Source organism: Haliscomenobacter sp. (assembly GCF_041740695.1).
In the GTDB taxonomy this organism is placed as follows: Bacteria; Bacteroidota; Bacteroidia; order Chitinophagales; family Saprospiraceae; genus Haliscomenobacter.
The window spans coordinates 19,602-32,449 of the sequence record NZ_JBGSLK010000035.1 but is presented as its reverse complement, the minus strand read 5'-3'; the positions used below and the strand labels follow the sequence as shown (position 1 = coordinate 32,449).

General features: G+C 46.9%; 10 protein-coding genes. 2 read left to right on the top strand and 8 right to left on the bottom strand.

Annotated elements, in window-relative coordinates:
• Positions 1 to 101: 101 nt before the first annotated feature.
• The 5 genes from ACEW9O_RS07345 to ACEW9O_RS07325 form a co-directional block, all read right to left on the bottom strand.
• Positions 102 to 1,019, bottom strand: coding sequence for an NDP-sugar synthase (locus ACEW9O_RS07345; protein ID WP_373549492.1), 918 nt, complete (start codon positions 1,017 to 1,019; stop codon positions 102 to 104).
• A gap of 68 nt (positions 1,020 to 1,087) precedes the next feature.
• Positions 1,088 to 1,543 carry a thioredoxin-dependent thiol peroxidase gene (gene bcp, locus ACEW9O_RS07340; protein ID WP_373549491.1) on the bottom strand — a complete coding sequence of 152 codons (456 nt, stop codon included), beginning with the start codon at positions 1,541 to 1,543 and terminating at the stop codon, positions 1,088 to 1,090.
• Positions 1,544 to 1,636: 93 nt separating this feature from the next.
• On the bottom strand, positions 1,637 to 3,355 hold the full coding sequence (locus ACEW9O_RS07335; RefSeq protein ID WP_373549490.1) for a M23 family metallopeptidase: 1,719 nt from the start codon (positions 3,353 to 3,355) through the stop codon (positions 1,637 to 1,639).
• Positions 3,356 to 3,635: 280 nt separating this feature from the next.
• Positions 3,636 to 4,334, bottom strand: coding sequence for a leucyl/phenylalanyl-tRNA--protein transferase (aat, locus tag ACEW9O_RS07330; protein ID WP_373549489.1), 699 nt, complete (start codon positions 4,332 to 4,334; stop codon positions 3,636 to 3,638).
• A 52-nt stretch (positions 4,335 to 4,386) separates the two neighbouring features.
• The gene (locus tag ACEW9O_RS07325) at positions 4,387 to 5,475 is read right to left on the bottom strand and encodes a COX15/CtaA family protein (protein ID WP_373549488.1); all 1,089 of its coding nucleotides are present in this window, start codon (positions 5,473 to 5,475) and stop codon (positions 4,387 to 4,389) included.
• 678 nt (positions 5,476 to 6,153) lie between these two features.
• On the opposite strand from ACEW9O_RS07325, the gene ACEW9O_RS07320 reads away from it, so the two are divergent.
• On the top strand, positions 6,154 to 6,816 hold the full coding sequence (locus ACEW9O_RS07320) for an SOS response-associated peptidase (RefSeq protein ID WP_373549487.1): 663 nt from the start codon (positions 6,154 to 6,156) through the stop codon (positions 6,814 to 6,816).
• Positions 6,817 to 7,000: 184 nt separating this feature from the next.
• Here ACEW9O_RS07320 and ACEW9O_RS07315 read toward each other — a convergent pair whose 3' ends face one another.
• The 3 genes from ACEW9O_RS07315 to ACEW9O_RS07305 all read right to left on the bottom strand — a co-directional run bounded on the left by ACEW9O_RS07315 (position 7,001) and on the right by ACEW9O_RS07305 (position 12,058).
• Positions 7,001 to 8,254: an aminotransferase class I/II-fold pyridoxal phosphate-dependent enzyme gene (locus ACEW9O_RS07315; protein WP_373549486.1), complete on the bottom strand. Its 1,254-nt coding sequence runs from the start codon at positions 8,252 to 8,254 to the stop codon at positions 7,001 to 7,003.
• 161 nt (positions 8,255 to 8,415) lie between these two features.
• Complete coding sequence (locus tag ACEW9O_RS07310; RefSeq protein WP_373549485.1) at positions 8,416 to 9,519, bottom strand: diphosphomevalonate/mevalonate 3,5-bisphosphate decarboxylase family protein; 1,104 nt, start codon at positions 9,517 to 9,519, stop codon at positions 8,416 to 8,418.
• 175 nt (positions 9,520 to 9,694) lie between these two features.
• Complete coding sequence (locus ACEW9O_RS07305; protein ID WP_373549484.1) at positions 9,695 to 12,058, bottom strand: M1 family metallopeptidase; 2,364 nt, start codon at positions 12,056 to 12,058, stop codon at positions 9,695 to 9,697.
• Positions 12,059 to 12,214: 156 nt separating this feature from the next.
• Here ACEW9O_RS07305 and tnpA point away from each other — a divergent pair, with 156 nt between their 5' ends.
• Positions 12,215 to 12,712 (top strand): IS200/IS605 family transposase, encoded by a 498-nt coding sequence (gene tnpA, locus ACEW9O_RS07300; RefSeq protein WP_373549483.1) that lies wholly within the window; start codon positions 12,215 to 12,217, stop codon positions 12,710 to 12,712.
• The last annotated feature ends 136 nt before the right edge of the window (positions 12,713 to 12,848 follow it).

Genomic DNA, 12,848 nt, shown 5'->3' with positions numbered 1-12,848 from the left:
GTTGAGGGAAGTTGAGATGGTTGAGAAGGTTTAGGCTACCGCAGCGGCTTAGACGCGATCTTGCTCAAGTCGCTGCGGTAGCCTAAACCTTCTCAACTTTCTCAACCTCCCTCAACTTCCCCCCATAGTTTTTCTGGATAACGCCCTTCGGCAATAAACTGCTGGAAAGCCCGGGCTACGGTGCCTCGATCTTCCTGGTAAGTTACACCGTACCAAAGGTCATGGCTAGGCAGCAAACTGACCTTTAAACCTTGGTGGTTCATCATAGTATTGACCGCGGTCGGAATGTAAAATTCAGCCTTGGGGTTTTCCCAATTGTCTTGTACAAACTGCACAAAATCGTTACGCAACGATTCAAATATGCTGGGGTGGAAGCCCCAAAAATTCATGGATACGTAGGTTTCATCGGGTAAGGTTACTTTTCGTCCGGCTTCTTCGTAGCAGATTTGGCCATCCGCTTCCCGGCCAATTTTGGTGCGCTCGGTAACACTCAACAATTTGAAGTCGGCATCTACTTCACAAACACCTCGTGATACAAAGCCATTTTCGGAAAGTGTATTGGCCAACACATAACCAATCATGCAAAAATGCTCAGGTTGGCAATCGCTGGTTAAAAAACGCGCCATGGAGCGGAAACCGTCCACCCCGTAATAATCGTCGGCATTGATCACCGCGAAGGGTTCTTTGATGGTTTCGTAAGCAACCAGGATGGCGTGCCCGGTTCCCCATGGTTTTTCCCGATTTGGAAACGCTTCCACCCCTGTGATTGGCGTATCGTATTCCTGATAGACAAAATCGATCTCGGTAATCCGGGCAATTTTGTTGCCAATTTTTTCCATAAATGCCGCTTCGATGTCTTTGCGGATCACAAATACCACTTTGCCGAAACCGGCTTGCAAGGCATCATAAATGGAATATTCCAGGAGTATTTCGTCGTTTGGGCCTACGCCATCGATTTGTTTCAGTCCACCGTATCGACTGCCCATGCCCGCAGCCAGTATCAAAAGTGTTGGCTTCATGTGTTTTGTTTTAGCCTGCCTAAAGGGGCCGAGGCTAGGAGAATTGTTGAATGCGGGCCAAATTACGTTTATTCCCCCACTACTAATATTTGTTGGGCATGGTTTTTAGTGACGACTTTGTCTATTACCCGTTCAATCACTCCTTTTTCATCAATGATAAAAGTGCTGCGCAGAACGCCATCGTAGGTTTTCCCATACATCTGTTTCTCACCCCAAGCGCCAAAAGCCTTGATCACCTCATTGCCTGTGTCGGCAATCAATGGAAAGGGCAGGTCAAACTTTTGAATGAAATTTTGTTGCTTTTTGGTTGAATCCGGGCTAACCCCCAGTAAGGTGTAACCTTTTGCTTTCAAATCTGCGTAGCCATCACGTAGGCTACAATTTTCAGCCGTGCAACTTGGCGTATTGGATGCTGGATAAATAAACAGGATCAATTTTTTTCCCAAATAATCCTTTAATGAAACAGTTTCGCCAGTTTGAATCACGGCAGTGAAATCCGGTGCTTGGTCTCCTACTTTTAACATGCGCTCTTTTTTAGTGGTTTTCCTTGTAGGGACGCACGGCCATGCGTCTTTACAAGCACAGAGAACAAAAAATAGACTGGAGGGTTTAGCGGATCAACGGGTAAAATTTTTCTCCCAAATCCGTTTGTTACCCATTCCATCCGATACCTCCAGGTGAAAAACATGTGCACCAGCGGTGACCCTCGGCGTAAAGCGATAGGTGATGCGGTTGTATTTTTCGTCGTAATCCATCAACACCCATTGCCCATCGATTTCAGCCCGGTAAGTCAAACCGGCAATACTACCGGCGTGGCCAAAATTGTCGTTAATCCGAAAAGAGATAGCGCTTACTTTGGACAGTACTGGTGTAAATCGCTCGGGGGTGATGGTTGGTGGAACCGTATCGATCTTGATACAAAACTCTCCAAGGGTGCGCACATCCGCCTTGAGGCTACCGTCGGGTTGCCATTTTCCACCGTAGTTGGTTACCCGCCCATTGCTGTTGCAATAGGCTACGAATGCTTTGTGCTTGAGCGAGTCGGGTAATTTGACGGGTTTGAGGGCCATGCTGTAAAAGTTGTGCACGGGGATGCGGGTGTTTTGGAGTGTGTGTACTTTGGAAAAAACATTGACCGAACGCTCCGGCATTACACTGTATTGGAGGTAACAATCTTCGTAAAAAATCTTTTCTGGAAAACTGATTCTTACATCACTGGTTTGGATGATGCTGGGTTGATTGTAAGGCAAAAGGTAGTTGTATTGGCGGGCAGCCGCTTTCACCAGGGCGGTATCCAATTTTACCCAAAACTGCGTGCGTGCAGTATTGCCTGCCACGTCTTTGATGACGATGTTCACCTTACGGGTTTGTTTCTCGGCGATGTTGATTTTACCATTTTCCAGCACCTGGTTGTACATGGACAAACCGTTGCCAGGCAATAAAAAGCAGCGATGAAAGTACGAATTGCGCGATACCCTTTCTTCATAGTCAACATGGGCGTTGATGTAGCGGGTTTCCGAAAAATCAAGTTTTTCCACCGCAAAATGATAAACTGGTTTGTCATCGACCAACAAATCGAGCGTATAAATGCCATTCCAGTTGTTCACACCATCCATGTGGTCGTAGGCTTTGATGGCCAGGCCCACTTGTTTGGTTTTGACTTTGAGGGTATCGCCAGTTACGCCGTATTGGGTATTTTTGAGCAGCAGGGGTACCCGACGGGTTTCAGCCAATTGGTTGTTTTCGGCAATTTGGTAGATTTTGAGTTCGTGTACCCGAGGCGGTGTGTTGTCTACTACCTGCAAACCAAACAACAAGGGGTTGATCGATCTATCTGTAGCAGTTTCCCGAATTTCGAAGTGGAGATGAGGCCCAAAGGAATGGCCAGTATTGCCCATTTTGGCAATCAATTGCCCTTTTTTGACGGGAAAACGTCCCGCTTCAGGGTACAATTCGACATTGAATTGCTGTGCAGCGTACTGTTTCTCTTCAATGTATTTGGCCAACTCGGGTGAAAACCCACTCAAGTGTGCATACAGCGTGGTATATCCATTTGGATGCCGCAGGTACATCACACTGCCATACCCACCAGGGTTCATTTTGATGCAATAAACCTCGCCATCTCCAGCGGCATAAATGGATACGCCCAAGCCACCCTTGATATCGATACCGGAATGAAAATGGTCTGGGCGCAATTCACCAAAAGTACCCGACAGGCGCAAAGGGCCACTCACTGGAGCAGCGAAAAAATCCTTGGGGTAAATGCCTTCGGTACTAGGCACCACAAAAGCCAGCAAGAACAGCGGAAGTAAAAGCGAGAGCAGTCGAATCAGCATAGCGTTTCGGAATCTTTTGGTTACAACGTTAATTTGTTACAGATCGATCTATTGCATCAATGGGCCTTGGGGAAAGGACTGGATATAAACGTAGCGAGTTGATGAGAAGCTGTTTGAGTTTATGTCGCGAAAGCGAAAAGGAGTCTATTTTGAACCAAATGAGGCACGAAAAGCGGAGTTTAGCAGCGCTAAATGAGCATTTTCGGAACGAAATTTGGTTCAAAATAGGCCCTTTGCAGCCCGCGGCATAAATTCAAACAGCTTCTGAGGCTAAAATAAATTATTCTGCGAGAACTTGTGTCCAGGAGCCTGTTAAAGTCTCCTGCTTTTTATTTTCCTGTAGGTATTTTAAAAAAGATTTGCGGCTAATTGGCTTAGCACCCAGACTACCCAGGTGTTGGGTTTGTTGTTGACAATCAATCAAGGTGAAGTTTTTTTCGCGCAGTTTCTGCACCAATGTGATGAAGCCAAACTTGGAGGCGTTGCTCACCCGCGCAAACATGGATTCTCCAAAAAAGATTTTCCCCAGGGAGATGCCGTACAAACCGCCGACCAAATCTCCTTCCTGCCAAACTTCAACAGAATGGGCATAGCCCAGTTGGTGTACTTGTACGTAGGCTTGGATCATATCCTCGGTAATCCAGGTGTCGCCCGATTGTCCATTTCGATTGGATTGTTGACAGCCGCGCATAACCCCTTCAAAATTTTGGTCGAAACTGACCTGAAATTTTTTTTGGTTAAAATAAGGGCGCATACTTTTGGACACCACCAACTCCTCTGGAAACAAGACAAAGCGAGGATCTGGCGACCACCACAAAATAGGGTCTCCTTCATTGAACCATGGGAAGATCCCCCCGGCGTATGCCTCCAACAAACGCGCTGGAGACAAATCACCACCCACCGCCAAAATCCCTTCGGGGGTAGCTAGTTCTGGTGCCGGAAATTCTAAGGATTGATCGTCCAACCAAAAAACGGGCATCTTCGCAAATAATTAACAATGAAAAAAGTTTTCCACAAAGTTTTCCACATTTTCACTTTTTTGCGTCCAGACGCAAGTGGAAATTAAGAAAAAGTATGATTGTAAGGAGTACTAAGGCTCCGGCTTGGTGGAAAACACCAAGGCCGACAGGCACAGATCCCTTACAGTACAACAAGGTAAAAATTCCCAACAAAACTTGTATAAAAATCATTAAGGGAAGTAGCGGAAGGGCAGAGCGAAAGGGGCCTTTGGGTGCATTGGTCATGGCTTTGTAAAAATACCACAAAACGATGATAACCAACCCATAAGCTAAACTTCTGTGCATGAGTTGTACCAAGGCTGACATGAAGGGGCCACGATCATAATGTATGAAATTGAGGCTGTTCCATTCGCTCCCCTGTAGTACCACAGCAGGTATCCATTCGCCATTCATTTGGGGCCAGGTTGGGTAAAAAAGGCCTGCTTTCATGCCCGACATGATGCCTCCTAATACAATTTGTACACCTAGTAGTATCGCTATCCACAATCCCCACTTTTTTAACAAAACAGTGTGGATAACTTGTGGATAACCTGTAAAAGTTGTCAACAAAGTCCAGAATAATGTACTGTAAACAGCCAAAGCGATGGACAAATGTAAAGTCAACTTGTAGGCATTTACCCAGGGGCGATTGACTAAACCACTGGCTACCATGATCCAACCAAAGGAAGCAGCCAATGCCGCGAGCAAAACCACTACCCCCAAACGCCGGAGCAGGGAACGGTCAATCCAACCCTTGAAATAGAAAAACAAAAAGGGGATTAAAAATACAAAACCCATCGAACGAGCCCAAAGCCGGTGGAAATATTCCCAGAAGTAAATGAACTTGAACTCGCTCATGCTCATGCCTTCGTTAATTTTTTGGTATTGCGGGGTTGCCTGGTATTCCACAAATTCTGCTTCCCATTGCGCTGCGTTCAGCGGAGGTAAAGTGCCCGTTACAATTTCCCATTTGGTAATCGAAAGACCCGAGCCCGTAAGCCGGGTCACGCCACCAATCACCACTTGCATAAACACCATAAAAACCCCAATCATCAGCCAAACCTGAACGGCTTTGGGATAAATAAATGCAGCAGACTTGGTGGAAGCATTTGCGCTTGACATGCTTTTGTTTTTTTCTCGAACAAAGATAAGCGCTTTTCGTTGGCAAATTTTTTCAGCCGAAGTCGCTCTATGATTAATTAAAATGAATTTAAATTAAAAAACTAATCAAGATCATCATCAGCAGTGTTAGTATGTGGAGAAAAAGATGAGTTAACCCAAGGTTATCTCAGTGTTAAGATTTTGATTGCGCTTATGCACAACAAACCAACAGGCGAAAGTGAGCCTAATCAAGTAGTTCCGACTTTTGTCCACAATGCCCTAAATACTTGTTAACGGAATAACTTTTTTTGACCCGATTGTGAACGAGCCGTTGGTGGACAGCCACTTTTCGGGCATAGCGCAGGCAAAACGCTGTAGAGAATGGGGATAACTTTATTCCCAAAGACCGAATGTTAACGAGTGTGTATAAGTAGGGGCTAAACTGACGCTTTTCCACTAAATTGAGGTGGAAAACTTTTAGACCTAAACGCAACCCTGTTAAGGTTTTAAGGCAAAACCGAAAAAAGGCCTTGTTGGTAACTTTTTGGAATTATTTTTTTGGTTGAGAAAGTTGAGGAAGGTTGAGAAGGTTTAGTTTGATCCGCTTTTCATGCCTTCAGAGCTCGTACGGTCGACAATGACGCTGCGGTAGCCTAAACCTTCTCAACTTCACTCAACCTTCTCAACCATTCAATCAGCATGTGCGGACGTTATTCTTTTTCCACATCCAAGGCCAAAATTGAGGCTGAACTGGGCACTACGCTTGAGGTAGAGGACGATGAACTCCTGTATAACTACAATGTTGCGCCCACACAACAAGCTTATGTCATCAGCAACCAGGCGCCGGGGGCATTGCAATTGTTCCAATGGGGCTTGATACCCTCCTGGTCCAAAGACCCCAAAATGGGCGGCAAAATGATCAATGCCCGGGCTGAAACGGTGCTGGAAAAACCTGCTTTTCGCAACGCCATCCGGCAAAGGCGTTGTTTGGTACTCGCCGATAGTTTTTATGAATGGAAAAAAGAGGGCAAAAACAAAACGCCTTTTCGGATCCTGCCAGCACATGGTGAGCTATTGGTCATGGGAGGCATTTGGGAAACCTGGTGTGGAGAAGGGAAAGTTATCCACAGTTTTTCCATCATTACCACTGGACCAAATGCAGAGATGATGCCGATTCATGATCGGATGCCATTGGTGCTACCTGATCGGGAGTCACGACAATTGTGGCTGGAAGAGCGGAATCCAGGGGTGATTGAGGGGATGTTGCATACGCCAGCGGACGGGGTATTGAAGATGTATGCGGTGTCGGATAGGGTGAATTCGGTAAGGAATAATGGGGTGGAGTTGCATGAGGGGGTATAGCTAAGGCGATTCCTATGGTGTCTGTGGTTTCTTAGGTGGTAAAGAACACTTTTTTCACCACCTGAGAAACCACAGACACCATAGAAGTCATCTCAGAAGCATTGGGCCAATGAAGGCAAAACAAAACCCCTGAAACAAGCGAACTTGCTCCAGGGGTTATTGAACATATCATTCAAGAAGCCAATTACCGCATATCCGCAATTGCCTCCAATTTCTGTACATAAGCACCCGCTTCCAATTTCTCTTTGATGTCCTTGAAAGCCTCTAGCGTCAGATCCACATCCTCATCCGTATGCGCAGCAGTAGGAATCAAACGCAGCAGGATCATTCCCTTAGGAATCATCGGGAACATCACCACTGAGCAGAAGATGCCGTGGTTTTCACGCAGGTCTTTCACCAGGTTACCGGTTTCGTCCACGGAGCACTTGAGGTACACCGGGGTAACGCAGCTGTTGGTGGTACCCAGGTCGTGGCCCATGGCGCGCAGACCACCTTGCAGGCGATTTACGATGTGCCAGAGTTGTTCACGCAGTTCGGGACGGGTACGCAGCAGTTCCAAACGTTTCAATGCACCAATTACCAACGGCATGGGCAATGACTTGGCAAAAATCTGCGAACGCATGTTGTAGCGCAGGTAATCGATGATGTCTTTGTCGCCAGCCACAAAACCACCGATGGAAGCCATCGATTTGGCGAAGGTACTGAAGTAGAGGTCCACGTCGTCGGTGACACCTTGCGCTTCAACAGCACCAGCACCCGTTTTACCCAGCATGCCAAAACCGTGAGCATCGTCCACGAAGAAACGGAAACCGTATTCTTTTTTCATGGAAGCAATTTCCTTCAGGATACCCTGGTTGCCACGCATGCCAAATACACCTTCAGAAATCACGAGGATACCCCCGCCGGATTCTTTCACGTGTTCGTTCGCGCGTTCGAGTTGCTTCTTGAAACTGTCGAAGTCGTTGTGTTCAAAAGGAAAACGTTTGCCGATGTGCAAACGAACCCCATCATAAATACAGCCGTGGCTGTCTTTGTCGTATACGACCGCATCGTGGCGGCTGAGTACAGAATCGATGATAGAGACAACGGCCTGGTAGCCGAAGTTGATCAGCAAGCCCCGCTCCTTTCCAACGAAGGTGGCCAGCTCTTGCTCCAATTGTTCGTGGTAAGGCGTTTCACCCGACATGATGCGTGCCCCCATTGGGTACGCCATCCCCCACTCCGCGGCGGCATCGGCATCTGCCTTCCGAACTTCCGGATGGTTGGCCAAGCCCAGGTAATTGTTCAAGCTCCAAACAATGCGCTCTTTGCCTTGAAAGATCATGCGGCTGCCGATTTCACCCGAAAGTTTGGGGAAAGCATAATAGCCGTGCGCCAAGGCTGCATATTGTCCCAATGGACCGCGGTTGTCTAGCAATTTCTGAAAAAGATCCGCCATTACAAATTAGTTTTAAATTTGGTTCGAACTCTTTACCGAATTCAATGGGCAAAGATATATACTTTATCGCTTTTTGCACAAATTCAGACAAAAATCATTCGTAATCAATTAGCGAGGGAAAAACGAAATCCAACGGTGTAGAGACGCACAGCCGTGCGTCTCTACGTGCTAAACTTCACCGGCCCTTTCCCAACCCGATCCCGAATCATTTTACCTTCTTCACAAAGTGGCAATAGTTCCGACTGTATAAACGGATTAACCTGCACTGCAATTTCAGCGGGATACAACAAATGTAAATTAGGCCCGGCATCAAGGGTGAAATAGAGGGGCAGGTTGGTATCGCTACGGTACTCCCGAATTTTTTCAATCATTGCCAGGGAGTTGGGTTTCATCAACAGGTAGGGTGGTTGTGAACTCATCATCAGGGCGTGTAGGGTGAGTGCTTCGAGTTCGGCGATTTGACCAAAGGTATGTACATCTCCAGCTTTGAGTACATCAACTAATTTGGCCATATTGTCGTTGGCTTGTTGGTAACGCGCTGCGGCGTAAGGGTTGCCTTCCATCAGCTGGTGGCCGGCACGGCTGGACACACTTTTCTCGCCTTTGCTCACAATCAGAATGTCGTCGTGGTAAGTGTGGAAAATGGGATGCACCCAATCTGCACAAGGGCTGGCCCAGAGGTCGGTGCTGCCAGCGAGTTTTTCCAATGTGCCCCATTCACCCATCACCGGATACAAAGAACGGCAGGCGCTTCCCGAGCCTAAACGAGCGAGGTAAGAGGCTTTGCGGTAAAATTCAGCAGAGCTATTCAAGGTGCCAAACAATTCCTGCTCCATTGTACACAGGCACAAAGCCAGGGCACTCATGCTGGAAGCCGAAGAGGCAATACCCGCAGAGTGGGGGAAGGAATTGGAAGAATGAATGGCCATTTGGAACTGGGTTAAAAAAGGCAGGATTTCACTGGCCGCCAATTCAGTCAAAAACTTGTTGATCTTTTGGGCAAAAGTCGGTTGAGTCTGGCCTTCAAAATAAAAATCCAACGCAATGTCACTGCCTTCCTGTGCACGCGGGCTGTAACTCAGTTCAGTCTCAGTATAAGCAGCTTGTAAAGTAAAACTGATTGAGGTATTGCGAGGGAGTTGTTGTCCATGTTTGCCCCAATACTTGACAATGGCAATATTGGAAGGACTCTGCCAATGGATGTCGCCTGAAAAAGCATAGCCTGGTGCCATGCGCAGGAGTGGATTGCGGTAGTGGTTTTGCATTGTTGAAGGGTTGATGCACTAGAACACTGCGACTAGGAGAGTGTTCACATTTTTTACAAAGGTAGATAAAATGTAGCGGAGCAGTATATGTGAACCAATAAGTGTATATATTGTTTTTATTTTAATAGAAAAAAGAGAGTATAGGATTATTCCTATACTCTCTTCTCCAATTTATTTAATTCGATCCACTACTCTTCCCCTGCATCTTCTTCGCTTGCTGCATTGGGTTCTCACCTCCGCCCATCATGGCGGGCCCAGGCCGGGCACCTTTGAACAACTCAAAACGGCTCATTTGTGGTTTGGGAGGAAAGTAGTTGTTTTCCATCTCCACATCAGAAGTTTCGAGGTAAGGATCGAGGGTGATTTGTACCGCCTCTTTTTCGGTGGTAAACACCTTGGTGATTTCCTCGTTGTTGAGGCGCCAGATTTCTACGGGGATGCGGAACTCTTTGAAGGTCCCATCGGCAAAATCAAAACGCAGGATGAGGGGCATTACCAAACCACCTTTGTTTTTGAATTTGATTTCGTAGTAATTTTTATTGGCACTGAGAATTTTCTTCTCCTCATCGCTCAGGCTGTTGAAGTATTTCTGGTAATCTTCCTTGTCCAGGATGGTCACCTGGAGTGGGTCGTAAGAAGAGTAAAAATCCTTCAAACTTGGATCGATGTCCTCCTGCGTTTTGGTGATTTCCTTTTCGTTGCGGATGCTGCTGATGTTGCGTGGTTGTTTCTCTTGTTCTTTACGCGCCAGCGTTTTTTCCACCTCTGGATTTTTACTGTCAGGGCGGTACCATTTTACATCCTCCAGGGCAATGTCCACATTGTCGCAAGTATAAAACCAGCCACTCCAAAACCAGTCGAGGTCAATGCCACTGGCATCTTCCATGGTGCGGAAGAAGTCGGAAGGTGCAGGGTGTTTGAACTTCCAACGGGTAGAGTACATTTTGAAGGCGTAGTCGAAGAGTTCGCGGCCCAGTACAGTTTCACGCAGGATATTCAGCGCAGCGGCGGGTTTGCCGTAAGCGTTGTTGCCGAGTTGGGAAACCTGCTCGGAGTTGGTCATAATGGGCTCCAACATTTTTTTGTCCATCTTCATGTAGGGGATAATGCTGTTGGCTGGCCCACGGCGAGAAGGGTAGTCACGCTCCCATTGTTGTTCTGCCAGGAATTGGAGGAAAGAGTTGAGCCCTTCGTCCATCCAGGTCCATTGGCGTTCATCGGAGTTGACGATCATCGGGAAGTAGTTGTGGCCTACTTCGTGGATGATCACGCTGATCATGCCGTACTTGGTTCTTTCGGAGTAGGTGCCGTCTTTATCGGGGCGACCACCATTGAAGCAAATCATTGGATATTCCATACCGATTTGGTCAGTGTGTATAGACCAAGCTGCCGGGTAAGGGTAATCAAAAGTATAGTTGGAGTACCACTTGAGGGTATGGGCTACAGCCTTGGTGGAGTATTGACCCCAGAGTGGATTGCCTTCTTTGGGGTAAGCGGACATCGCCAATACGCTGCTGCCATTGGCTTGCTTCACGGACATGGCATCCCAGATGAATTTGCGGGAAGTAGCAAATGCAAAGTCACGCACATTATCAGCTTTGAAACGCCAGGTTTTTTCACCCTTGCCTTTTTCTTTTTCGTTTTCGCGGGCCTCTGCTTCGGTCACGATAACCACTGGGTTGGTATATTCGGTTTTGGCTTTTTCAAAACGCGCCATTTGGTCTTTGGTCAAAATGTCTTTGGTGTTGAGGAGGGTGCCAGTAGCAGCTACAATGTGGTCGTCGGGTACAGTCAGGCTCACATCGTAATTGCCAAATACCAGGGTGAATTCACCGCCGCCCAGAAACTGCTTGTTTTGCCAACCATCAATATCGTCGTATACACACATGCGAGGGAAAAACTGGGCGATGGTGTAGAGGTAGTTTTTGTCTTCGGCGAAGTACTCATAACCAGAGCGGCCACCCATTTTTAAACGATCAACCACGTTGAACCACCATTTGATTTTGAAGGTGTATTTCCCTCCGGGTAGGATAGGAGCGGTCGGATCGATGCGCATCATGGTTTTGACCACGATATGTTTGAGGTCTTTCCCTGTGGCATCTTTTACAAAATCAAGCTTAAAACCACCGTCAAAAGTAGGCGTAAAACCGTCCAATTGGCGCAAAGTCATACGATCGCTCATTGTACTTTGGCGGGTGGAGTAGGTGTCGGATTCTTCGTCAAACAAGTTTTGATCCATCTGCAACCAAAGATACTCCAATACATCGGGAGAGTTGTTGGTATAGGTGATGGTTTCTTCGCCGTAGATGCGTTGCTTCTCGTCGTCGAGTTTGATGTTCATGACATAGTCGGCCTGCTGCTGGTAGTAGCGTTGGCCAGGGCCACCCGCACCGTTGCGGTAGAGGGTAGGAGTGGGTAGCTCTTCCTGGAGCTGCTTGAATTTGTCCTTCTTGTCCGGCGTTTGTTGTCCCCAGCTTGGGGCAATACACCATGCCAAAGCCAAAAACAGTAGTGTGATTTTGGTTGTATTTGGTTTCATCGAGTGTATGGTTTTTGAAAGAATAAATAATGATGATTGTGATGCTTAAAGATACAAAAGCTGGAGGTTAAAAAAAAGGGGGAGATGGATAATGGAATTGATGTTCCACGTGGAACATTGTGGATGGCCTACGGCTTTTCCCACGAATAAATCGGTGTGTTGGCGGAATTTTTGGGGGAATGGAAACCAACACACCCACACCATCACACTTCACACTCACACCCATTTTGGTGGGTACATGTCGTCTTTTGCGCCAAGTATCGGAGGTCCTTTATTACACCTGATGTAAAACCCAAGATGTATGAATTGTTGCGCAAAGAACTACGAAAAAAGAGATGTAGTGTAGATGTGATCAATGGAATGCCCGATCATGTACACTTACTTTTGCAGTTGGATGCATCCAAAAGTATTGCCACTTTGCTCCATCAATGTAAGGGTGGAAGCTCAAATACCATTAACAAAGAGCAATGGTTCGATCGTGAATTTAAATGGTCGGTAGGGTACGGTGCTTTCTCTGTAAGCCAATCCTTGGTCGACAAAGTTCGAACCTACATCCTCAATCAAGAAAAACACCACGAAAGAGTCAAATTTAAAGAAGAATACAACCGACTCCTCAAACTCCACGGCCTAGAACCCGACGACCTCGAAGACTAACACAAATACACCCTCTTCTAGAATCTACATCCGACTTTTCGACTTGCCAGCCAACCCACGGATTTATCCGTGGAGGACATGCTACTGCCCTAACCCACGACTTTAGTCGTGGGAAAAGGATGCATGGAGGCGTACA

Bases quoted from the DNA above. Each gene is read 5' to 3' on its own strand.
- ACEW9O_RS07345 (WP_373549492.1), bottom strand. From the start codon at position 1,019: ATGAAGCCAACACTTTTGATACTGGCTGCGGGCATGGGCAGTCGATAC.
- bcp (WP_373549491.1), bottom strand. From the start codon at position 1,543: ATGTTAAAAGTAGGAGACCAAGCACCGGATTTCACTGCCGTGATTCAA.
- ACEW9O_RS07335 (WP_373549490.1), bottom strand. From the start codon at position 3,355: ATGCTGATTCGACTGCTCTCGCTTTTACTTCCGCTGTTCTTGCTGGCT.
- aat (WP_373549489.1), bottom strand. From the start codon at position 4,334: ATGCCCGTTTTTTGGTTGGACGATCAATCCTTAGAATTTCCGGCACCA.
- ACEW9O_RS07325 (WP_373549488.1), bottom strand. From the start codon at position 5,475: ATGTCAAGCGCAAATGCTTCCACCAAGTCTGCTGCATTTATTTATCCC.
- ACEW9O_RS07320 (WP_373549487.1), top strand. From the start codon at position 6,154: ATGTGCGGACGTTATTCTTTTTCCACATCCAAGGCCAAAATTGAGGCT.
- ACEW9O_RS07315 (WP_373549486.1), bottom strand. From the start codon at position 8,254: ATGGCGGATCTTTTTCAGAAATTGCTAGACAACCGCGGTCCATTGGGA.
- ACEW9O_RS07310 (WP_373549485.1), bottom strand. From the start codon at position 9,519: ATGCAAAACCACTACCGCAATCCACTCCTGCGCATGGCACCAGGCTAT.
- ACEW9O_RS07305 (WP_373549484.1), bottom strand. From the start codon at position 12,058: ATGAAACCAAATACAACCAAAATCACACTACTGTTTTTGGCTTTGGCA.